This window comes from Enterobacter sp. BNK-18, assembly GCF_047456135.1.
GTDB classification, from domain to species: Bacteria; Pseudomonadota; Gammaproteobacteria; order Enterobacterales; family Enterobacteriaceae; genus Enterobacter; species Enterobacter ludwigii.
This window is the reverse complement of record NZ_CP179899.1, coordinates 1,711,628-1,732,250: the sequence shown is the minus strand read 5'-3', so window position 1 is coordinate 1,732,250 and position 20,623 is coordinate 1,711,628. Positions and strand designations below refer to the sequence as shown.

The 20,623-nt window shown below is 52.4% G+C and carries 27 protein-coding genes; 15 read left to right on the top strand and 12 right to left on the bottom strand.

Annotation, left to right across the window (positions count from 1 at the left end; genetic code table 11):
* Positions 1-516 precede the first annotated feature (516 nt).
* From oppA to ACMGG3_RS08280, 6 genes are all read left to right on the top strand, one after another.
* A complete protein-coding gene (oppA, locus tag ACMGG3_RS08305; protein WP_020882381.1) occupies positions 517-2,148 on the top strand; it encodes an oligopeptide ABC transporter substrate-binding protein OppA in 1,632 nt (543 codons plus the stop codon).
* Between the two features lie 83 nt (positions 2,149-2,231).
* Positions 2,232-3,152 carry an oligopeptide ABC transporter permease OppB gene (gene oppB, locus ACMGG3_RS08300; RefSeq protein WP_014170447.1) on the top strand — a complete coding sequence of 307 codons (921 nt, stop codon included), beginning with the start codon at positions 2,232-2,234 and terminating at the stop codon, positions 3,150-3,152.
* A 14-nt stretch (positions 3,153-3,166) separates the two neighbouring features.
* Positions 3,167-4,075, top strand: a complete 909-nt coding sequence (oppC, locus tag ACMGG3_RS08295; protein WP_044857337.1) for an oligopeptide ABC transporter permease OppC — start codon at positions 3,167-3,169, stop codon at positions 4,073-4,075.
* 11 nt (positions 4,076-4,086) lie between these two features.
* Positions 4,087-5,100 carry an ABC transporter ATP-binding protein gene (locus ACMGG3_RS08290; RefSeq protein ID WP_014170445.1) on the top strand — a complete coding sequence of 338 codons (1,014 nt, stop codon included), beginning with the start codon at positions 4,087-4,089 and terminating at the stop codon, positions 5,098-5,100.
* Positions 5,097-6,101, top strand: a complete 1,005-nt coding sequence (gene oppF, locus ACMGG3_RS08285) for a murein tripeptide/oligopeptide ABC transporter ATP-binding protein OppF (RefSeq protein ID WP_014170444.1) — start codon at positions 5,097-5,099, stop codon at positions 6,099-6,101. The genes ACMGG3_RS08290 and oppF overlap by 4 nt, the downstream gene beginning before the upstream one ends.
* 14 nt (positions 6,102-6,115) lie before the next feature.
* Positions 6,116-6,985 (top strand): ion transporter, encoded by an 870-nt coding sequence (locus ACMGG3_RS08280; RefSeq protein ID WP_044866074.1) that lies wholly within the window; start codon positions 6,116-6,118, stop codon positions 6,983-6,985.
* 31 nt (positions 6,986-7,016) lie between these two features.
* Here ACMGG3_RS08280 and ACMGG3_RS08275 read toward each other — a convergent pair whose 3' ends face one another.
* On the bottom strand, positions 7,017-7,346 hold the full coding sequence (locus ACMGG3_RS08275) for an HI1450 family dsDNA-mimic protein (RefSeq protein ID WP_006810881.1): 330 nt from the start codon (positions 7,344-7,346) through the stop codon (positions 7,017-7,019).
* Positions 7,347-7,379: 33 nt separating this feature from the next.
* Positions 7,380-8,840, bottom strand: a complete 1,461-nt coding sequence (gene cls, locus ACMGG3_RS08270; protein WP_014170441.1) for a cardiolipin synthase — start codon at positions 8,838-8,840, stop codon at positions 7,380-7,382.
* 144 nt (positions 8,841-8,984) lie between these two features.
* On the opposite strand from cls, the gene ACMGG3_RS08265 reads away from it, so the two are divergent.
* From ACMGG3_RS08265 to leuE, 4 genes are all read left to right on the top strand, one after another.
* Positions 8,985-9,158 (top strand): YciY family protein, encoded by a 174-nt coding sequence (locus ACMGG3_RS08265; protein ID WP_086463573.1) that lies wholly within the window; start codon positions 8,985-8,987, stop codon positions 9,156-9,158.
* Between the two features lie 116 nt (positions 9,159-9,274).
* On the top strand, positions 9,275-9,403 hold the full coding sequence (locus ACMGG3_RS08260; protein ID WP_014170440.1) for a KPN_01571 family protein: 129 nt from the start codon (positions 9,275-9,277) through the stop codon (positions 9,401-9,403).
* Positions 9,404-9,415: 12 nt separating this feature from the next.
* A complete protein-coding gene (locus tag ACMGG3_RS08255; RefSeq protein WP_032678335.1) occupies positions 9,416-9,826 on the top strand; it encodes an Exc2 family lipoprotein in 411 nt (136 codons plus the stop codon).
* Between the two features lie 67 nt (positions 9,827-9,893).
* A complete protein-coding gene (gene leuE / locus ACMGG3_RS08250; protein WP_014170438.1) occupies positions 9,894-10,529 on the top strand; it encodes a leucine efflux protein LeuE in 636 nt (211 codons plus the stop codon).
* A 35-nt stretch (positions 10,530-10,564) separates the two neighbouring features.
* On the opposite strand, the gene ACMGG3_RS08245 is transcribed toward leuE, so the two are convergent.
* Positions 10,565-10,861, bottom strand: coding sequence for a YciI family protein (locus ACMGG3_RS08245; protein ID WP_014170437.1), 297 nt, complete (start codon positions 10,859-10,861; stop codon positions 10,565-10,567).
* 221 nt (positions 10,862-11,082) lie between these two features.
* On the opposite strand from ACMGG3_RS08245, the gene tonB reads away from it, so the two are divergent.
* The gene (gene tonB, locus ACMGG3_RS08240) at positions 11,083-11,805 is read left to right on the top strand and encodes a TonB system transport protein TonB (protein WP_025203933.1); all 723 of its coding nucleotides are present in this window, start codon (positions 11,083-11,085) and stop codon (positions 11,803-11,805) included.
* Between the two features lie 38 nt (positions 11,806-11,843).
* Here the strand turns inward: tonB and yciA are convergent, their stop codons facing one another.
* The 4 genes from yciA to ACMGG3_RS08220 all read right to left on the bottom strand — a co-directional run bounded on the left by yciA (position 11,844) and on the right by ACMGG3_RS08220 (position 14,109).
* Positions 11,844-12,239 carry an acyl-CoA thioester hydrolase YciA gene (gene yciA / locus ACMGG3_RS08235; RefSeq protein ID WP_014170435.1) on the bottom strand — a complete coding sequence of 132 codons (396 nt, stop codon included), beginning with the start codon at positions 12,237-12,239 and terminating at the stop codon, positions 11,844-11,846.
* Between the two features lie 104 nt (positions 12,240-12,343).
* Complete coding sequence (locus ACMGG3_RS08230) at positions 12,344-12,883, bottom strand: septation protein A (RefSeq protein ID WP_020882387.1); 540 nt, start codon at positions 12,881-12,883, stop codon at positions 12,344-12,346.
* A gap of 52 nt (positions 12,884-12,935) precedes the next feature.
* Positions 12,936-13,679, bottom strand: coding sequence for a YciC family protein (locus tag ACMGG3_RS08225; RefSeq protein ID WP_020882388.1), 744 nt, complete (start codon positions 13,677-13,679; stop codon positions 12,936-12,938).
* A gap of 25 nt (positions 13,680-13,704) precedes the next feature.
* A complete protein-coding gene (locus tag ACMGG3_RS08220) occupies positions 13,705-14,109 on the bottom strand; it encodes a YkgJ family cysteine cluster protein (protein WP_032680849.1) in 405 nt (134 codons plus the stop codon).
* Between the two features lie 282 nt (positions 14,110-14,391).
* On the opposite strand from ACMGG3_RS08220, the gene ompW reads away from it, so the two are divergent.
* Positions 14,392-15,024 carry an outer membrane protein OmpW gene (gene ompW, locus ACMGG3_RS08215; protein WP_014170432.1) on the top strand — a complete coding sequence of 211 codons (633 nt, stop codon included), beginning with the start codon at positions 14,392-14,394 and terminating at the stop codon, positions 15,022-15,024.
* 217 nt (positions 15,025-15,241) lie between these two features.
* Here ompW and ACMGG3_RS08210 read toward each other — a convergent pair whose 3' ends face one another.
* A complete protein-coding gene (locus ACMGG3_RS08210; protein ID WP_305962069.1) occupies positions 15,242-15,448 on the bottom strand; it encodes a hypothetical protein in 207 nt (68 codons plus the stop codon).
* Between the two features lie 123 nt (positions 15,449-15,571).
* On the opposite strand from ACMGG3_RS08210, the gene ACMGG3_RS08205 reads away from it, so the two are divergent.
* Positions 15,572-15,910, top strand: a complete 339-nt coding sequence (locus tag ACMGG3_RS08205) for an energy transducer TonB (protein ID WP_078774438.1) — start codon at positions 15,572-15,574, stop codon at positions 15,908-15,910.
* A gap of 29 nt (positions 15,911-15,939) precedes the next feature.
* Here the strand turns inward: ACMGG3_RS08205 and uspF are convergent, their stop codons facing one another.
* From uspF to ACMGG3_RS08185, 4 genes are all read right to left on the bottom strand, one after another.
* Entirely contained in the window at positions 15,940-16,374 is a 435-nt protein-coding gene (gene uspF, locus ACMGG3_RS08200) for a universal stress protein UspF (RefSeq protein ID WP_014170429.1), read from the bottom strand.
* 142 nt (positions 16,375-16,516) lie between these two features.
* The gene (gene yedF / locus ACMGG3_RS08195; RefSeq protein WP_014170428.1) at positions 16,517-16,750 is read right to left on the bottom strand and encodes a sulfurtransferase-like selenium metabolism protein YedF; all 234 of its coding nucleotides are present in this window, start codon (positions 16,748-16,750) and stop codon (positions 16,517-16,519) included.
* Positions 16,747-17,958, bottom strand: coding sequence for a selenium metabolism membrane protein YedE/FdhT (gene yedE, locus ACMGG3_RS08190; RefSeq protein WP_014170427.1), 1,212 nt, complete (start codon positions 17,956-17,958; stop codon positions 16,747-16,749). Before yedE ends, yedF begins: the two co-directional genes overlap by 4 nt.
* Before the next feature lie 177 nt (positions 17,959-18,135).
* Entirely contained in the window at positions 18,136-18,684 is a 549-nt protein-coding gene (locus ACMGG3_RS08185; RefSeq protein WP_414149775.1) for a TetR/AcrR family transcriptional regulator, read from the bottom strand.
* 241 nt (positions 18,685-18,925) lie between these two features.
* Here ACMGG3_RS08185 and ACMGG3_RS08180 point away from each other — a divergent pair, with 241 nt between their 5' ends.
* Both ACMGG3_RS08180 and ACMGG3_RS08175 read left to right on the top strand, forming a co-directional pair.
* A complete protein-coding gene (locus ACMGG3_RS08180; RefSeq protein ID WP_414149774.1) occupies positions 18,926-19,705 on the top strand; it encodes an SDR family NAD(P)-dependent oxidoreductase in 780 nt (259 codons plus the stop codon).
* A gap of 98 nt (positions 19,706-19,803) precedes the next feature.
* The gene (locus ACMGG3_RS08175; RefSeq protein WP_333179228.1) at positions 19,804-20,622 is read left to right on the top strand and encodes an oxidoreductase; all 819 of its coding nucleotides are present in this window, start codon (positions 19,804-19,806) and stop codon (positions 20,620-20,622) included.
* The last annotated feature ends 1 nt before the right edge of the window (position 20,623 follow it).

Below are 20,623 nucleotides of genomic sequence, written 5' to 3'. Positions count from 1 at the left end.
CCCTAGAGGAATGTGCTAAATAATAATCAGTTGTTAAATTTTTGTACAAAACCACTTGATGATAGCGCAGCGACGCGCTTGTAGAGAATGTTTTCTCTATCATATTGAATACCAATGTTTTTATGCGGTATTTGATGTCAGGCAGGGCTGCCCCCCGAGATACGGTACTCACCGTAAAAGAGAATTGCTTAACAAATTTGCAAAATGTATTGGCGCGCGTTTACGCCATTTGATACTTTCCGGCCTAATATTTTGCAGCATAAAACAAGCAGATGAGAATTATTTTCATATAGTCCTCTTCTCACATATCCAGCGCAGGCCTCAGACAGGGGAGACCTGTGAAGAATCGACGCAAGACGGCCATACGAGCGGTCAGTAATAAAAAAGTCGGTGATAGCAAGAAGTAAAAAGAAGAACCTGACAGCAGCAAAAAAAACTCCTGCGCTGTACAGGCCCCAACAGGGGATTACACAGCTGGCGAAGGCCAGTAATTATAATGAGTGGAGTACCAACACAATGTCCATCATCACAAAAAAAAATCTGGTAGCGGCGGGGATTTTAACTGCGCTAATCGCGGGCAACGCTGCAATGGCTGCGGACGTTCCTGCAGGCGTTCAACTGGCTGAGAAACAGACGCTGGTTCGTAACAACGGTGCGGAAGTTCAGTCTCTTGACCCGCACAAAATTGAAGGTGTTCCGGAGTCTAACGTCAACCGCGACCTGTTCGAAGGCTTGCTGGTGACCGACGTAGACGGCCACCCGGCACCGGGTGTGGCGGAAAAATGGGAAAATAAAGATTTCAAAGTCTGGACCTTCCATCTTCGTAAAGATGCGAAATGGTCCGACGGTACGCCGGTTACCGCCGAAGATTTCGTATATAGCTGGCAGCGTCTGGCGAATCCAACCACCGCCTCTCCGTATGCGAGCTACCTGCAATATGGCCACATCGCCAATATTGATGACATCATCGCCGGTAAAAAACCGGTCACCGACCTGGGTGTGAAAGCGATTGATGCCAATACCTTTGAAGTGACGTTGAGCGAGCCTGTTCCGTACTTCTACAAATTACTGGTTCACCCGTCCGTTTCCCCGGTACCAAAATCTGCGGTGGAAAAATTTGGTGAAAAATGGACCCAGCCTGCCAATATCGTGACCAACGGTGCATATAAACTGAAAGACTGGGTGGTCAACGAACGTATGGTTCTGGAGCGTAACCCGCAGTACTGGGATAACGCGAAAACCGTCATCAATCAGGTAACCTACCTGCCAATCTCTTCGGAAGTCACTGACGTTAACCGTTACCGCAGCGGCGAAATCGACATGACCTATAACAACATGCCGATTGAACTGTTCCAGAAGCTGAAAAAAGAGATCCCGAAAGAAGTGCATGTTGATCCGTATCTCTGCACTTACTACTACGAAATCAACAACCAGAAAGCACCTTTCACCGATGTGCGCGTGCGTACAGCGCTGAAGCTGGCACTGGATCGCGATATTATCGTGAACAAAGTGAAAAACCAGGGCGACCTGCCGGCATACAGCTATACCCCTCCTTATACCGACGGTATGAAACTGGTTGAGCCTGAGTGGTTCAAGTGGTCACAGGAAAAACGTAACGAAGAAGCGAAAAAACTGCTGGCTGAAGCCGGTTATACCGCTGACAAGCCGCTGACGTTTAACCTGCTGTACAACACGTCTGACCTGCATAAAAAACTGGCTATCGCCGTCGCGTCTATCTGGAAGAAAAACCTGGGCGTGAACGTGAAGCTGGAAAACCAGGAGTGGAAAACCTTCCTGGATACCCGTCATCAGGGGACGTTCGACGTGGCGCGTGCCGGCTGGTGTGCGGACTATAACGAACCAACATCCTTCCTGAACACCATGCTGAGCGACAGTTCGAATAACACCGCGCACTATAAGAGCCCGGCATTCGATAAGATCATTACTGATACGCTGAAAGTCACAGACGATGCGCAGCGCGCTGATCTGTACGCGAAATCAGAAGAGCAGCTCGATAAAGACTCTGCAATCGTACCGGTCTATTACTACGTTAACGCCCGCCTGGTGAAACCGTGGGTAGGGGGTTATACCGGTAAAGACCCGTTGGATAATATTTCCGTTAAGAATCTTTATATTATCAAGCATTAATGGCAATACGTGGGGCAGGCCTGGCTTGCCCCACTGTGTCTACTTTGTAACATTCATCAGGCACACGCCAGAAGGTACGGGCAATGTTGAAATTTATCCTGCGTCGCTGCTTAGAAGCGATACCAACGTTATTTATTCTAATTACGATTTCCTTCTTTATGATGCGTCTCGCGCCGGGAAGTCCATTTACCGGTGAACGTACGCTGCCACCGGAAGTGATGGCCAATATCGAAGCGAAGTATCACTTAAACGATCCTATCTCCACGCAGTACTTCAACTATCTGAAGCAACTGGCGCACGGTGATTTTGGACCGTCATTCAAATACAAAGACTATTCCGTTAACGACCTGGTGGCGTCCAGCTTCCCTGTCTCCGCGAAACTGGGTGCTGCGGCATTCATCCTTGCCGTCGTTCTCGGTGTCACCGCGGGCGTTATTGCCGCGCTCAAACAAAATACCAAATGGGATTATACCGTAATGGGGGTGGCGATGACCGGGGTGGTTATACCCAGCTTCGTTGTCGCGCCATTACTGGTGATGATATTTGCCATTACGCTGAAATGGCTGCCCGGGGGCGGCTGGAACGGTGGGGCGCTGAAGTTCATGATTTTGCCAATGGTGGCTCTTTCCCTGGCTTATATCGCCAGTATCGCGCGTATCACCCGCGGTTCCATGATTGAAGTCCTGCACTCGAACTTCATCCGCACCGCGCGTGCGAAAGGGCTGCCGATGCGCCGGATTATATTCCGCCATGCACTCAAGCCTGCGCTCCTGCCCGTGCTCTCCTACCTGGGGCCGGCATTCGTTGGGATCATCACCGGCTCAATGGTTATCGAAACCATCTACGGTCTGCCGGGCATTGGTCAACTGTTCGTTAATGGCGCGCTGAACCGCGACTATTCACTGGTACTGAGCCTGACAATCCTCGTCGGCGCACTGACCATTTTGTTTAACGCTATCGTCGATGTGCTGTATGCCGTTATCGACCCGAAAATCCGTTACTGATACTGGAGCACGCCATGATGTTGAGTAAGAAAAACAGCGAGGCGCTGGAAAACTTCAGTGAAAAACTGGAAGTAGAAGGTCGTAGCCTCTGGCAAGACGCCCGTCGTCGCTTTATGCATAACCGCGCCGCGGTCGCCAGCCTGGTTGTTCTGGTGCTCATCGCGCTGTTTGTCACCCTGGCGCCGATTCTGTCGCAATTTACCTATTTCGACACCGACTGGGGCATGATGTCCAGCGCACCCGATATGACGTCCGGGCACTATTTTGGTACGGATTCCTCAGGGCGCGACCTGCTGGTGCGTGTCGCTATCGGTGGCCGCATTTCGCTGATGGTCGGTATTGCTGCCGCCCTGGTGGCGGTGATCGTGGGTACGCTTTACGGCTCACTCTCAGGCTACCTTGGCGGTAAAGTGGACTCCGTCATGATGCGTATGCTGGAAATCTTAAACTCCTTCCCGTTCATGTTCTTCGTTATCCTGCTGGTGACCTTCTTTGGCCAGAATATCCTGTTGATCTTCGTGGCAATCGGGATGGTGTCCTGGCTGGATATGGCGCGAATCGTTCGTGGTCAGACGCTGAGTCTTAAGCGTAAAGAGTTTATCGAAGCGGCGCAGGTGGGCGGTGTCACCACCGGTAATATTGTGGTTCGCCATATCGTTCCTAACGTGCTCGGCGTGGTGGTGGTATATGCCTCGCTGCTGGTACCAAGCATGATCCTGTTTGAATCTTTCCTGAGCTTCCTGGGTCTGGGTACACAAGAGCCACTGAGCAGCTGGGGCGCGCTTCTGAGTGATGGTGCAAACTCAATGGAAGTCTCACCGTGGTTGCTTCTGTACCCGGCGGGCTTCCTGGTCGTCACCCTGTTTTGTTTCAACTTTATCGGCGATGGCCTGCGTGATGCCCTCGACCCGAAAGACCGTTAAGGAGCGCCGTCATGACGATTATTGAAACGGCCACTGCGCCACAGGCGCAACAGCAGGGTAACCTCCTGCTGGACGTAAAAGACCTCCGCGTGACCTTTAAAACGCCGGATGGCGATGTGACCGCCGTGAACGATCTCAACTTCAACCTGCGTGCGGGTGAAACGCTGGGGATCGTGGGCGAGTCAGGTTCCGGAAAATCCCAAACTGCCTTTGCGTTGATGGGGCTGCTGGCGTCTAACGGTGTCATTGGCGGTTCCGCCAAATTCAACGGGCGTGAGATCCTCAACCTGCCGGAATACGAGCTGAACAAGCTGCGCGCTGAGCAGATTTCGATGATATTCCAGGACCCGATGACCTCGCTGAACCCGTATATGCGTGTCGGCGAGCAGCTGATGGAAGTGCTGATGCTGCACAAAGGCCTGGGCAAAGCGGAAGCCTTTGAGGAGTCCGTCAAAATGCTCGACGCGGTAAAAATGCCGGAAGCGCGCAAGCGCATGCGCATGTTCCCGCATGAGTTCTCCGGCGGTATGCGTCAGCGTGTCATGATTGCGATGGCGCTGATGTGCCGGCCAAAACTGCTGATTGCCGATGAACCAACCACCGCGCTTGATGTGACCGTCCAGGCACAGATCATGACGCTGCTGAACGAGCTTAAGCGTGAGTTCAACACCGCGATTATCATGATCACTCACGATCTGGGCGTAGTGGCCGGTATCTGTGACAAGGTACTGGTGATGTATGCCGGTCGCACCATGGAATATGGTAAGGCGCGCGACGTGTTCTACCAGCCTGCACACCCTTACTCCATTGGTCTGCTGAATGCGGTGCCGCGCCTCGATGCAGAAGGGGAATCCCTGCTGACCATCCCTGGCAACCCGCCAAACCTGCTGCGTCTGCCGAAAGGCTGTCCGTTCCAGCCACGCTGCCCGCACGCGATGGAAATCTGCAATACCGCGCCGCCGCTGGAAGAGTTTGCACCAGGCCGACTGCGCGCCTGCTTTAAGCCGCAGGAGGATCTGGTATGAACGCATTAGATGAAAAAAGAAATGTCCTGCTCGAAATTGCTGACCTTAAGGTGCATTTCGACATTAAAGACGGAAAACAGTGGTTCTGGCAGCCGCCGAAAACCCTGAAAGCGGTCGATGGCGTAACGCTTCGTCTGTATGAAGGGGAAACCCTGGGGGTGGTGGGTGAGTCCGGTTGCGGTAAATCCACGTTTGCGCGTGCCATCATAGGCCTCGTGAAAGCCACCGACGGCAAAGTTGCCTGGCTGGGTAAAGATCTGCTGGGCATGAAGCCAGACGAGTGGCGCGATGTGCGTAGCGACATCCAGATGATTTTCCAGGATCCGCTGGCCTCATTGAACCCGCGTATGACCATCGGGGAGATCATTGCTGAGCCACTGCGAACCTATCATCCGAAGATGCCGCGTCAGGAAGTACGCGACCGTGTGAAGGCAATGATGATGAAAGTGGGCTTGTTGCCTAACCTCGTCAACCGTTACCCGCACGAATTCTCCGGTGGTCAGTGCCAGCGTATCGGTATCGCCCGCGCCTTGATCCTTGAGCCGAAGCTGATTATCTGTGACGAGCCCGTCTCGGCGCTGGACGTCTCTATTCAGGCGCAGGTGGTTAACCTGCTGCAGAAACTGCAACGTGAAATGGGGCTGTCGCTGATTTTCATTGCGCATGATCTCGCGGTGGTGAAACACATTTCTGACCGCGTACTGGTGATGTATCTTGGCCATGCGGTGGAATTAGGGACTTACGATGAGGTGTACCATAACCCATTGCACCCATATACCCGGGCACTGATGTCTGCGGTACCGATTCCCGATCCGGATCTGGAAAAAAATAAAACCATCCAGCTTCTGGAAGGTGAATTACCGTCCCCGATTAACCCGCCGTCCGGTTGTGTATTCCGTACGCGATGCCCGATGGCCGGGCCGGAATGTGCAAAAACGCGTCCGGTTCTGGAGGGCAGTTTCCGACATGCGGTTTCCTGCCTGAAAGTAGACCCGTTATAATCGCAAGGGCTGACATGATGTCAGCCCTTATTATTTGCGAGGTTAACGTGTCGCGATTATTCACCTCCGTCCGTCGGCGGCTCTATCATCTTTTATTCGATCCTGAAACGGTAACCGGACGGCGTTTTGAAGCCCTCTGCGCCCTGTTTGCGCTGCTCAGCGTGGTGATCATTTTTATCGAATCGGGCGTCGGAACGCAGTATCACCTGACGCTGGAAGAATGGCATCTCTTTGTCTGGCTGGAGCTGGTCATTACGCTGGTCTTTACCGCTGAATATTTCCTGCGGGTATTCTGTTGGCCTAACCCGGCCAAATATGTCTTCAGCTTCTGGGGATTTATTGATTTAGCCACGATCCTGCCGCTCTATGTCATGTGGCTATGGCCAGAAATCAGTCTGAGCTATGTTTTTGCCTGGCGAGCGATGCGCGTTATTCGGGTGTTACGCATTCTTAAACTGCTGCGGTTTATGCCGTCATTGCGGATATTCTGGAGTGCCATCGTCAGCGCGCGGCATCAGCTGATCCTGTTTTATTCATTTATTGCCATCGTCATGGTGATATTCGGCGCGCTGATGTATTTGATAGAAGGGCCGAAGAATGGCTTCTCAACGCTGAATGCTTCTGTTTATTGGGCGATTGTGACCGTCACGACCGTTGGCTATGGTGATATAGCTCCTCACACTCCGCTGGGACGGATTGTCGCCTCGGTACTGATTCTGATTGGTTATTCGGTGATTGCGGTCCCGACAGGGCTCATTACTACGCACATGAGCAGTGCTTTTCAGAACCGTAAGGCGCAACGAAAATGCCCGAAATGTCACCAGGGTGAACATGAACACAGCGCGCGGTTTTGTAATCAGTGCGGAAGTGAGTTACCGGATTAAATAAAAAAGGCTGCAATCGCAGCCTTTTTTATTATTCGCGCCAGAGAATATGACACAGCTTGTGGTCTTTCTCGCGACACAGCAGGACGCGGGCGAAGATGTCGTTAATTTCACCGCCATCTTCATCGGCCAGGCCAATCACCACTTCGGCAAAGAAGTCAGGATTGAGGTCGAAATCCACATGTTCAGCCCAGTCTTCAGAAGGGTCGAACAACTCGGCGCCCCCGCGCTCTTCAAACTGGAGATTAAAGAGGATCACGTCTGCGGGATCGAGGTTATCAACCGCCAGTTCGAGAAAAATGTCATAGGCCTGTTCGAGCGTTTCGTCTTCGGTCAGGCGATTGTTCAGATCCATTTCCATGATGACTACCTGTTTAACATCGTTGGGCACGTTTTACAGCAACGGACTAAAGAAGTAAAACAGTCGTTCGGTAATTCTCTGCCACAGCGGGCGTTTAACCCACAGTCTGGCATCCAGCAGTCGCGAGCGGGAAATATAATCATCCTGGACCGCGGCCAGATCGCCGCCAAAGCCGGCATCATCGATCACCAGTGTGATTTCAAAGTTCAGCCACAGACTGCGCATATCCAGGTTAACCGTACCCACCAGACTTAACTCGCCGTCGACAAGCACGCTCTTGGTGTGGAGTAATCCGCCTTCAAACTGGTAGATTTTCACCCCCGCAGCCAGCAGTTCACTGAAGAATGCCCGGCTGGCCCAGCCCACCAGAAGCGAGTCATTTTTGCGTGGCAAGATGATACTCACATCGACACCGCGCTGTGCCGCGGTACAGATGGCGTGCAGCAGGTCATCGCTGGGAACAAAGTAGGGGGTGGTCATGATCAAATATTCACGCGCTGCGTAAGTGGCTGTCAGCAACGCCTGATGGATCAAGTCCTCCGGGAAGCCCGGTCCGGAAGCGATAGTATGGATGGTGTGCCCGCTGGCCTCTTCAAACGGCATGATATTGCCATCCGGTGGTGGCGGCAGGATACGTTTCCCGGTTTCTATCTCCCAGTCGCAGGAATAAACGATGCCCATCGAGGTGGCAATGGGCCCCTCCATTCTCGCCATCAGGTCTACCCATTGCCCGACACCCGAGTCCTGCTTGAAGAACCGCGGGTCAACCATGTTCATGCTGCCGGTATAGGCAATATAGTTGTCGATCATGATCATTTTACGGTGCTGGCGAAGGTCCATCCGGCGCAGAAACACACGCAAGAGATTGACCTTCAGCGCCTCAACCACTTCAATACCGGCATTACGCATCATGCCCGCCCAGGGGCTACGGAAGAAGGCGACGCTGCCAGCGGAGTCCAGCAACAGGCGGCAATGAATGCCCCGACGCGCAGCGGCCATCAGCGATTCAGCAACCTGATCGGCCATGCCGCCAGGCTGCCAGATATAGAACACCATCTCGATATTATGGCGAGCCAGTTGAATATCGCGGATGAGGGCCTGCATGACGTCATCCGAGGAGGTCAGCAACTGGAGCTGGTTGCCCTTAACGCCGCCAATACCCTGACGGAGTTCGCACAGCTTAAACAGCGAGGAGGCAACACTGCTGTTCTCCTCGGCAAAGATATGTTTGCAGGCTTTGAGATCGTTGAGCCATTTGGCGGTTGAAGGCCACATGGCGCGGGCACGCTCGGCACGGCGTTTACCCAGATGAAGCTCACCGAAAGAGAGATAGGCAATAATCCCCACCAGCGGCAGGATGTAGATTATCAGCAGCCAGGCCATGGCAGAGGGTACGGCTCTGCGCTTCATCAGGATGCGCAAAGTCACACCCGCGATTAACAGCCAGTATCCCAGAATGACCAGCCAACTCACCACGGTGTAGAAGGTTGTCATAGGTAAAAAAATCCTTTTGAAAGCGTATTGTTATGAGTGTACGCATCAGGAATCATCTGGCAAATAAAAACGCCAGTTAAAAGCGCTGGTTTGCTGCGGGGTTGGGTTTATAATGGGGTTTCTGTTAGAGAAAGAGTTGTAAACATGAAGCGCAGTAGAACAGAAGTAGGGCGCTGGCGCATGTTGCGACAGGTGAGTCGTCGCAAGGCTCGTTGGCTGGAAGCACAATCCCGCCGCAATATGCGTATACACGCCATCAGAAAATGTGGAATGACCAGACACCGTAACGCGTTGCTGTTCGCTACACAGGTTATCTGAGAACCATCAGGGCACCGTTAAGGTGCCCACTGATTTTCAGGCTATCATTTTTCGCAGTCTCTCCCCCGATTCATTCCGCGATATACTCCGCCCTCTTAATCTTATGCATTTCAAAGATGAATCCTTATCTCTGGGTATTTATTGTGCTGCTTGCGCTGGATGCGATCAGGGAAAACGCGGGATTATCGTCATTATCCGCGTTGATTAATTTACTGCTCAGCGGGATATCGCACTGGATAAACTAAAAAGGAAAAGAGATGAACGGAAAAGTGGTTGCTGCCCTTCTTGGGATTGCCGTGTTGAGCGGTTGTGCCAGCAGTAAAACGTCACCGGAAAGGCATGCTTATTATTTCGTGTCGCATAAAACCAATTTTACTGGCGGCAATTTTACGTCAAGTGTATCGCAAAATTATCGTCTGAATGTTCCTCAGTTCCGCGAGCTGTATGAGCAGGGGAAAACCGATCGCGCTGCAGGACGCACACTGTCTGAGGCTAACCAGTACGCCCAAAGCATTCGCGATCAACTGAAGAATCAGGCGAAAACGGAGCATGCTTTCGACGGTAATACCGCGGATAAATGGACGTCTCAAATGGAAGAGAAGGACGCCGTTTTATTTGGTAACGAACTGGCTACGACTTATCTTGATGGCTATAACGGCGTACAATAGCGTCTGATTTTGGGGATATCGTATTTGCAGCGATATTCCCGTCGTTTTTTAGCAAAAGGAGGGAGAGGTGTTTGCGGAGTTTGGTGTACTTAATTTCTGGACCTATGTTGTAGGGGCATTTTTTATCGTGCTGGTGCCTGGACCGAACACATTGTTTGTACTGAAAACCGGTATTGGGCACGGTGTTAAAAAAGGGTATCTCGCCGCCACTGGCGTATTTATCGGCGATGCAGTGCTGATGTTTCTGGCCTGGGCGGGCGTCGCAGCATTAATCCAGACGACCCCGGTTCTGTTTAATATTGTGCGCTACCTCGGTGCTTTCTATCTCCTGTGGCTCGGCGGCAAAATGCTCTGGTCAGTCATCACCCGTCAGAAGAATAGCCATGAGAGCGGAACCGAGCCTGCGAGCATGATCATGAAACGCTCGCTGGTGCTGAGCCTGACGAATCCGAAGGCTATTTTGTTCTATGTCTCGTTCTTTGTGCAATTCATCGATGTGAATGCGAAAAACACGGGCACGTCTTTCCTGATCCTCGCGACCACGCTGGAGCTGATTAGCTTTATGTATATGAGCTTCCTGATCTTCTCTGGTGCGTTTGTCACGCGTTATCTGAAAACCAAAAAGAAACTGGCAAAGCTGGGGAACGGGCTGATTGGGCTGCTGTTTGTCGGATTTGCGGCGCGCTTAGCGTCACTGCACTGAAGAGATGAGTGGCTCCTTTCGGAGCCACTTTTGCATCAAAACACTTTCTTGTACGGGCGAACCGTCACCTTCGCATAGACACCTGCGGCAACGTACGGGTCTGCATCAGCCCAGGCCTGAGCCGCTTCCAGGGATTCAAACTCGGCGATCACCGTGGAGCCCGCGAAACCGGCAGCGCCAGGGTCATTGCTGTCTACCGCAGGCATTGGACCCGCGGTCAGTAATCGACCTTCATCCTGGAGCAGTTGTAAACGCGCCAGATGGGCAGGGCGAACGGACTGGCGTTTTTCGAGGGAATCAGCGACATCTTCAGAGTAAATCACGTAAAGCACGGTGAAGCTCCTTAACCATTAAAAGTGTCAGTAACGTTATGTGAAAGGGCAACTCACTGCAATGTAAAGATAAAAACAATGTTAAAACCCTGATCTGAATGCGCCTTTTTTGGCCTCTCTTGCGCTTAAATTGCGCCAGGACAAAGTGTCTTATTGAATATGATTGCTATTTGCATTTAAAATCAGTGTTCGGTTTTTTAACGTTGATGATTATGACTTCGATGACCCTTGATTTACCTCGCCGCTTTCCCTGGCCGACGCTGCTTTCTGTCGTTATTCACGGTGCTGTCGTGGCGGGTTTGCTTTATACCTCGGTTCATCAGGTTGTTGAAATGCCAGCGCCCGCACAGCCTATTTCTGTGACGATGGTCTCGCCAGCGGATCTCGAACCGCCGCAGGTTGCGCCTCCGCCGCCACAGCCCGTCGCCGAACCGGAACCCGAACCTGAACCGGTGCCGGAACCGCCAAAAGAAGCTCCGGTGGTGATCCACAAACCCGAGCCGAAGCCGAAACCTAAGCCGAAGCCAAAACCGGTGAAGAAGGTAGAAGAACGTCCAAAACGCGAAACGCGTCCGGTTGAACCCCGCGCCACGCAGACGGTAGAAAACGCAGCACCTTCGCGTCCGGTGATGAATAACACCACGACGACAGCCAAACCGACAGTCACCGCACCTGCGGGACCGCGTGCGGTCAGCCGTAATCAGCCGCAGTATCCGGCTCGTGCTCAGGCATTACGTATTGAGGGCCGTGTACGGGTGAAATTCGATGTTACGCCGGAAGGGCGTGTTGAGAACGTGGAAATACTGTCCGCGCAGCCGTCTAATATGTTCGAGAGAGAAGTGAAAACGGCGATGCGCAGATGGCGTTATGAAGCCGGTAAACCGGGCAACGGACTGATCGTGAATATTGTATTCCGCCTGAATGGCGGGGCACAGATGGAATAAAAAAAAGCCTCCGCAAGGAGGCTTTTTTTACCGGGCAATCAGGCCTGAGGAAGCGGTCGGGGTTTACCTTCGTTGTCCACGGCCACATAAATAAACAGCGCTTCTGTCGCTTTATAACGCTGTCCAATGGGTTCGGACGAGACCTTTTTCACCCACACTTCGATGTTAATGGAGATGGAGGTATTGCCACGTTTTACGCAACGCGCGTAACAGCAAACCACATCACCCACTGCAACCGGGCGCAGGAAGGTCATGCCATCCACTCTCACCGTCACTACCCGGCCATGTGCAATCTCTTTTGCCAGAATAGCGCCGCCCATATCCATTTGCGACATCAGCCAGCCGCCAAAAATATCGCCATTGGCATTGGTGTCAGCGGGCATTGCCAGTGTGCGTAAAACCAGTTCGCCCTGAGGGGCGTTATTTGTTGTCATTGTTTTAACTCGTAACTGAAGACTTCAGGCGGGATGCTACTATGATTTCAGGCTGGAGAGAATAGACCAGAACGCCTGCTGCACACGTTCTGGTCGGTGAACGATCAGTGCTGGTCGTCCTGTGGCATGTGGCGATAGATATAAACGCCACTTAACAGCGTGAAGATGAGCGTCAGAGCCGTCAGGCCAAAGACCTTGAAGTTGACCCAGATATTCTGCGGCAGCCAGAAAGCAATATAGATATTGGCAAGACCACAGAGAATAAAGAAGATCGCCCAGGCGATATTCAGTCGGGACCACACTTCCTGAGGCAGCGTCAGCTCTTTGCCCAGCATGCGCTGGATCAGCGGCTTCTTCATCACCCACTGGCTAATCAGTAACGCCCCCGCAAACAGAGCGTAAATCACCGTGACTTTCCATTTGATGAATTCATCGTTGTGGAAGAACAGAGTGAGTCCACCAAACACCGCGACCAGGACGAAGGTCACCAGCGCCATTTTTTCAACTTTACGGTAGCGAACCCAGCTATAGATCAGCACAACCGCTGTGGCCACGATCAGTGCAGTCGTGGCGGCATAAATGTCATACAGCTTGTAGAAAGCGAAAAAGACCACGAGCGGTAAAAAATCAAGAAACTGCTTCATTCTGTGATTCCATCTTCTGTGTAGGGCCGGGCTGACGTTCCCGGCCACAGGATTACTGACGAATTAACATATACAGGCGGAACAGATAGACCAGCAGTACCGCTGAAATGAGGTTGCTCAGCGTATTTGCCACCACCGCGCCAACATTTGGCGTGAGTACCGCAAAATTCGGGGCAAACAGCAGCAGGAGCGTTTTCGCCAACAGCCAGCCGATCACAGCCGGTGCCACCAGGCGTATATTTGCCCAGGCGAGCCGGATGCTGCTGCGCATCGCGGTAAAGATCCCCAGTTTATCCTGCACGACCATTACCGGCGCGAAAGAGAGCACGATAGCCAGTAATACACCCGGCACGACGACCAGCATAATCCCCATCTGCACCAGCATGGTGGTTAAAAAGATGAGGATAAACAGCTTCGGTAATACCGGCGCGCTGGCACCAATCGCCCGCAGGGCGCTGACGCGCTGACCGGCGGAAACCAGCTGAATCATCAGCAGAACGCCACCTGCCAGAATCGCATTGCCGATAAGACCAGAGAATGTCGAAGCAGCGGAAGCCCGCAGCAGGATTTGTTGCTGCTCCGGCGTCATGTTTTGTACCAGTTCAAACAGCCCCACGCTATCTGCAAGGTTGTCGCCCTGGCTCAGGCTGGCAATCTGTTCGTCACTTGGCGAGAACGCATGGCCAAGCACCACTGTAATGAAGGCGCATAGCAACGCGATCAGTAAAAAGGTTAAGAACTGATTGCGGAAAAAGTTTCCCGTGTCACGGTAGACAGACTTCGCCGTGATAGACATGCACTCTCCTTGAGTATTGCAGGTGTTAATTAGCCGGCAATTGTACACCGGATAACACTGTCGTGGCAGCATCAAGGCTTGTATGGAAAAGCATATCTTTGTAAAGCGGCGGTAATCCAAAGCGCGCACGGGCACGATTACAGGCTTCATTGACCTGCCCATCCTCACCTGACATGGAAAATTCCCGGCACGGGCTGGGGCGGTGCTCGTAGATAGAGCACCGGGTGGACACCCCAGGTTCACCTTGAAGCGCAGCGCATCGGCACGGTTTTTGGTTGGTGCCGCTCATGCAGCGCAGAAAAGGCGTTAACGGTTCAGTGAGATGAACCGGAACGGTACCGCCGCCATCGCTGGCTTCGGCCCAGTAGAAAGAGACTCGAAAATACGCACAACAGGCTCCGCACGTCATGCACGGGTTAACATCACTCATGGCACACCTGCAAAAGAAGGACGCATCAAATCAACTTGTGAGAGCGCTAAATTATCCAGCCGCGAGAGGAAGAGCAAGAGGGTGAAAAGAGAAAATTTTGTAACGCCGAAATGCCAGAAATTGACCTGACGACAACTTATTGCTTTACGGTGTGTCACCAAAAATTAACCCAGATCAATGAATGTTAACTTACTGGTTTTAATGTGATCTGTAGCAGATCACTTATTACTCATTTGTGAGTATATTCTCCTCCGCGACTAAAACCACAACGATGGAGCGGATATGAAAAAATTAGCGGTGGCAGCCCTTGTATTAAGCAGTCTCTCTGGCGGCGCGTATGCGCATGAAGCAGGTGAATTCTTTATTCGTGCCGGTTCGGCAACGGTGCGTCCAACAGAAGGCTCTGATAGCGTTCTGGGTATGGGCGGTTTTAACGTCAGCAACAATACCCAACTCGGTTTGACCTTTACGTATATGGCGACGGAGAACATTGGTGTTGAGCTTCTGGCAGCAACGCCATTCCGTCATCGCGTCGGTTTAGGGCCAACCGGGGATATCGCGACGGTGCACCATTTACCGCCAACACTGATGGCGCAGTGGTACTTTGGTGATGCTAACAGTAAGGTGCGTCCGTATATTGGCGCAGGGGTGAACTACACAACCTTTTTCGACGAGAAATTTAACGATACCGGTAAAGAAGCCGGGCTTACCGATCTCAGCCTGAAAGACTCGTGGGGTGTTGCGGGGCAGGTGGGGCTGGATTATCTGATTAACCGTGACTGGTTAATTAACGCCTCGGTCTGGTACATGGACATTGATACCGACGTTCGCTTTAAAGCGGGCGGTGAACAGCAAAGTATCAGCACTCGCCTCGATCCGTGGGTGTTTATGTTCTCCGCGGGTTATCGTTTCTGATTTATCCCCTGAGACTGGCCTGGTTATGGCCAGTCTTGCTTCGGGGGGCGATTAAGGTTGCCCCTCCATATTCCAGCGCGCTGAACTCATCTCATCAAATACATGCTGAACCGTAAACGGCCGAAATACTGCACGTTTAGCCGCGTCAGCCAACGCCTGACCATAACCTATTCACACCATTCCTAAAGTCGAGGTGCAGATTGCATCGTTTACCGCTTCATGCGTGAGGATCGGTCAGGGCGGCGTCCAGTGATTGCTCAATGGCGCAGGCCTGTAGCCCGTGGATATTGTTATCCAAGACTTTACCGGAACGCTTATAAGTACAGGCATCGGGGGCACGTTGTTTGTGACAGCGTTTAGGGGGAAGGGGAACACATCCGGCAAGCACAGCAGTAATACACACTGACGGAAGAATTTGATTCATGAGAAAGTCCATTTATGAAAGTTATTCCGCAAGCAGGCTATCGGGGTTGGGAGGAGATTAATGCCAGATGCCGCAATATATTGTTCTCGAAAAGCGAGACGTTAAATTTTACAGGACATAATATTGAAAAGAATAATTATTGCGGCTGCGGTTACGCTCATTTCTGGCTGCCATCAACAGCCCATGCAACCTGAACCGGCGCAGAAACCGTGCAATGGAATAACGAATAAGCCTTTCCCTGCCATGCCCGTAAAGGCACAGGCGCTGGGCATTGAGGGTAACGTTGTTTTCTCTTTTTCTGTGGGCGACGATGGTCATCCACACGATATACGTATTGTCTCTGCACAGCCTGAAGGGGTGTTTGAACGCGAAACGCTGCGTGCCGTGCAAATATGGTGTTTATCACCGAATAAAAGCCGTCAAACAGAAACGGTCACTTTCACAGTAAATAAGCCCCGATAGTCCGGGGCTTATCTTTCCTCGCAGGCACGCTAACGCACCACCAGCACCGGGCATTTTGCGTGGCGCACGACGACCGCAGCGTTAGAGCCTAACAGATAGGTCGAAATATCAGGTCGATGAGACGCAATAATTATCAGGTCTGCATTGATACTCTCAGCCAGTTTCAGGATCTGATCTTTAGGCGTGCCAGAAATGGCGTGGGTCTGAATGCGGTCGGCCGGTAAATTGAACTGCGTAACGATCTCATTCAATTTCGCCAGCGCTTCCTGCTGCATTTCTTCCAGTTTTGGCATCTCAACGGAATAGGCCAGCCCAAGAGAGGAATAGTAGGGGAAAGAAGGAACGACAGTCAGAAAATGCACTTTGCCGTTACTGATTGCTGCGTTCGCCTGAACATAGGGAATTACCTGTTCGGTCAGGCGACGCTCTGAAATATCGACAGGAACGAGAATTGACGCAAACATGCCACACCTCCTGTTTGTTTTTTATCCACTTCAAGTGTAGTTCCGGGGGAGAACTGAGGGCTGCATTTACCGCCAAAGTGGGACGTAAGGCGGATTTTTGGGGCAGGAAAGACGCCCCGGTTAAGGAGCGTCTGTGGCGGGATTATTTCTGTATCAAATAACGAATGGTTGGCCCATCCTGTTGAATGTCCAGCACGGTGTAACCGTGGTTTTTAGCATCCAGAGGAATGTTGTTGATGGACTGCGGGCAGTCGCTCACCACCTCCAGAATTTCTCCTTTCCTGAGCTGAGGCAGGGCTTCCAGCGTGGCGACAGCGGGATAAGGGCAGGGTTCGCCCACCATATCCAGACGATAGTCAGGCACGATCTCTTTCATGCGGCATTCTCCTGCGTTTCATTTTTGACAGCAGCACGGCGGAAGAACCGTTTCTCCTGCGCAATCACCAGTAAAAAAGCGACCAGCAGCAGGGCGTACGTCACTAACAGGCCACCGAGCGGGCCGAACGTGCTGAGCAGGTTGACCTTATCCCAGTTCGTCGCGAGGACAGGAGAAAGGGAGTCCCAGTAGTACGCAAGGAGAGTTGACCCGAGCACGTTCCCCAGGCCAACCCACCAGTAATGCACCTGACCTTCAACGGCGCGGTACATCCAACCGGTTTCACAACCGCCAGCCAGCACAATCCCGAAGCCAAACAGCAGGCCGCCAATCACCGCATTCGGGCCGGCCCACATGATTTTCGGTTCAACACCTAACTGAACATAGCTGAAGATGCCGATAGCACTCACCGCCATCCCGGCAATAATCGCTTTTGCCATCATTGTTCGCCCGGTGATCCACATATCGCGAAACGCTGAAGTAAAGCAGATCTGCGCGCGTTCAATAAGCAAACCAAAGCCCACGCCAAACAGCATTGCCAGACCCAGTTTAGGTTGATTGAGCGCTGTACACAGTGCCCATGCCACCATGGCGAAAAAGACCAGCATCCCCAGGCGGAAACGACGGTGTGCCTGGGCCGGTTTTTGCGTCAGCGGCGATGCGGCGCTGACCTTAACCATCCTGACGGGAATACGGAACAGCGGCAAAAGGGTAAATTTTGCGCCAAAGTAAGAACCGATGGCGGTAGCGACGGCAAAGAACCAGGCATGTAGCGAAAACTGTGGGATACCGGTAAAGAAGGCGGCAAGGTTACAGCCCATCGCCAGACGCGCACCGAAACCGGCAATCATGCCGCCGATGACCGCCTGTACGATGCGAATCCGACTTTTTGGCATTCTCAGCTTAACGTTGTTTGCCCACAGCGCGGCGGCAAAACAACCGCCGAACATGCCGATGATCATCATCCCGTCGATGCGGGTCAGCGGAGTGCCTTCCAGATGAATGAGCTTAAAGTAACCCCACTCTTCAGCATGCACACCGGCAAGCTGCAGCAGCTGTCCACCCCAGCGGGTAAACTCGCCGGTTACAGCCCAGAACGTACCGGTAATGCCAAAGTAGTAAGTAGACAGGATCCCCGCTGCGATAACGGCGGGTACAGGTGACCAGAACTTAACCAGGTAAGTCTGTTTGAAGTATTGCCATGACATGAGTAAGCCTCTGAACTCAGAAGGTATATTTGGATTTAACGGGCTGGAATATATAACTTTTTTTCTTTCTCCAAAACCTCTCCAAAACTTTTCTCCAAAATACCTACCTTTTTTATGACCTCCATCATCAAATCTTCCTGATATCTCCTGGCAATCACTCACCCGGCTGCAAAATATTCACTCTTTTCGCGGCTCCTCACGCAGAATACGCGAGCGGCAGACATCCAGAATTTCGTCAGCGAGTGCAGAATTATCCGGGCAGGCACGGGACAACACCAGAGCCCCGACAAGATGTGCAAAGGTGTCTATCAGGTCAGCACGTGAGACATTTTCGTCGCTTAACGTTGCCAACTGGCGTTCAACCCCAGCCGCAAATGTCTCTTTGATGGACTCGGACTGACGGGCGGTGTCGGTGCCCAGGGCAGACATCACACAACCCCTGGCCATATCATCGCGATGCTGTCGGGAGAGGTAATATTCAATGAATTTTTCTCTGTCCACACCCGCCAGGCTTTCCGCGGCGTGTACAAAACCACAGTTCATGGCTTCTGACATCAGGTCAGCCTTTGAACCAAAGTGCTTATAAAACCCGCCGTGGGTTAAACCCGCCGCAGACATCAGCTCCGCCACGCCCACGCCGTCATAGCCGCGCTCACGAAAAAGTTCTGATGCCGTTTCAACAATGCGCATCCGGTTTTCCCGAACCTGCTCTTTTGACACTTTCATGCTTTCCCGCCCCACTTACAAAACAAGGCTCAATTATACATTGATGATGATCATAATCAAACCAGTTGACTTTATAGATTATGATCATCATCATTAAATCCATGTCCCCGACGGCGCTTCGCAGAGTTATGCGCGCTCCGTCAGTCTGACTGAGATCAGCAAAGAGAGCCGGACATATCCCCGGATTTACCTGCATCGAACAGTGCAGATTCTGTTCAACATTGAATAAAGAAGATCACATATGACGAAAACTTCAGTTCTCATTACAGGCGCATCGACGGGTATTGGTGCTGTTTATGCGCAAAGATTTGCGAGCCGTGGACATGACCTGGTTCTGGTTGCCCGCGATAAAACAAAATTAGACGCACTCGCCGAGCGTCTGCGACAGGAGAAGGGCGTTTCTGTAGATGTTCTGCCAGCCGATCTCACTCAGGCAGCGGATTTAGCGACGGTGGAAGCTCGTCTTCGTGAAGACGAAAAAATAGGGGTGCTGATTAACAACGCAGGCATGGCACAGTCGGGCAATTTTAACGGCCAGACGCCTGAGGCAATTGAGCGTCTTATCGCCCTGAACGTCACTGCGCTGACGAGGCTTGCCAGTGCCGCGGCGCCTCGGTTTGTCAAAACCGGAGAAGGCGCAATCGTCAATATCAGTTCCGTCGTTGGGCTCGCCCCGGAATTTGCCATGACGGTTTACGGTGCCACCAAAGCCTTTGTGCTTTTCCTGTCGCAGGGATTGCATATTGAGCTGTCCTCCGCGGGCGTTTACGTCCAGGCGGTACTTCCGGCCGGCACTTACACCGAAATCTGGGAGCGTGCAGGTATTGATATCAGTAAGGCGCCCGAGATGATGGAAGTGGGTCAGTTAGTTGACGCAGCCCTGGCCGGCTTTGATCGTCGCGAACTCGTCACCATCCCTCCTTTACAAAATGCTGCCCACTGGGATGACCTGGAGAAGGCGCGTCAGGCTCTGCTGGCGGATATCAATCAGGCTAAAGCGGCAGAACGGTACACAGTGTAGCCACGGGGATTCGGCATAACCCTATGCCGCGTTGTTTCCCTGCAGCGTGTTGTTGCGCTGCAGGGTGAGCAGGACTCCATCAAGAGAGCGTAGTGAGAATGACAAAAAAACGTGTAGCACTGGTGACCGGAGCTTCTTCGGGGATCGGTGAGGCGTCGGCTAAAAAGCTGCTGGCCGCGGGGTATACGGTCTATGGCACCAGCCGGCGCGGTGCGCAGGCAGGCACACATCCCTTTGCGTTATTAACGCTTGATGTGACGGACGATGCGTCCGTGAGCGCCGCCATTGAGGCGTTACTGCACCTGGAAGGGCGGATAGATTTGCTGGTGAATAATGCGGGCTTTGGGGTTGCTCCTGCGGCCGCGGAAGAAAGTTCGATTGATCAGGCCAGGCGTATTTTCGACACCAACTTTCTTGGCCTGGTCAGAATGACGCGGGCAGTGATCCCGCACATGCGCCGTCAGGGCAGTGGCCGCATCATCAACATTGGTTCGATATTAGGGATTGTCCCGCTACCGTACGTGGCACTGTATGCAGCCAGTAAGCATGCGGTTGAAGGGTATACGGGCGCGCTGGACCATGAACTGCGCGCACAGGGTATCAGGGTTTCCGTGATCGAGCCGGCCTATATAAAGACACAGTTCGACGCAAACAATTTAGAACCTGACGCGAAGCTAGAAGAATATGAACTTCTCCGGGCTAAGCTGAACAACGTCGTCAGCAAGGCAATGGACGAAGCGGAACGTCCGGAAGTGGTGGCTGATGTGGTGGTAAAGGCTGCCCAGTCTTTACGGCCTAAGGTGCGTTATACGGCGGGCACGCTGGCGGGGAAACTAGATTTCATTCGCCGCTTTGCGCCTGCTTCACTTCTGGACAAAGTAGTACGCAACAGTCTTCAGCTCGACGCGAAAGAATAAG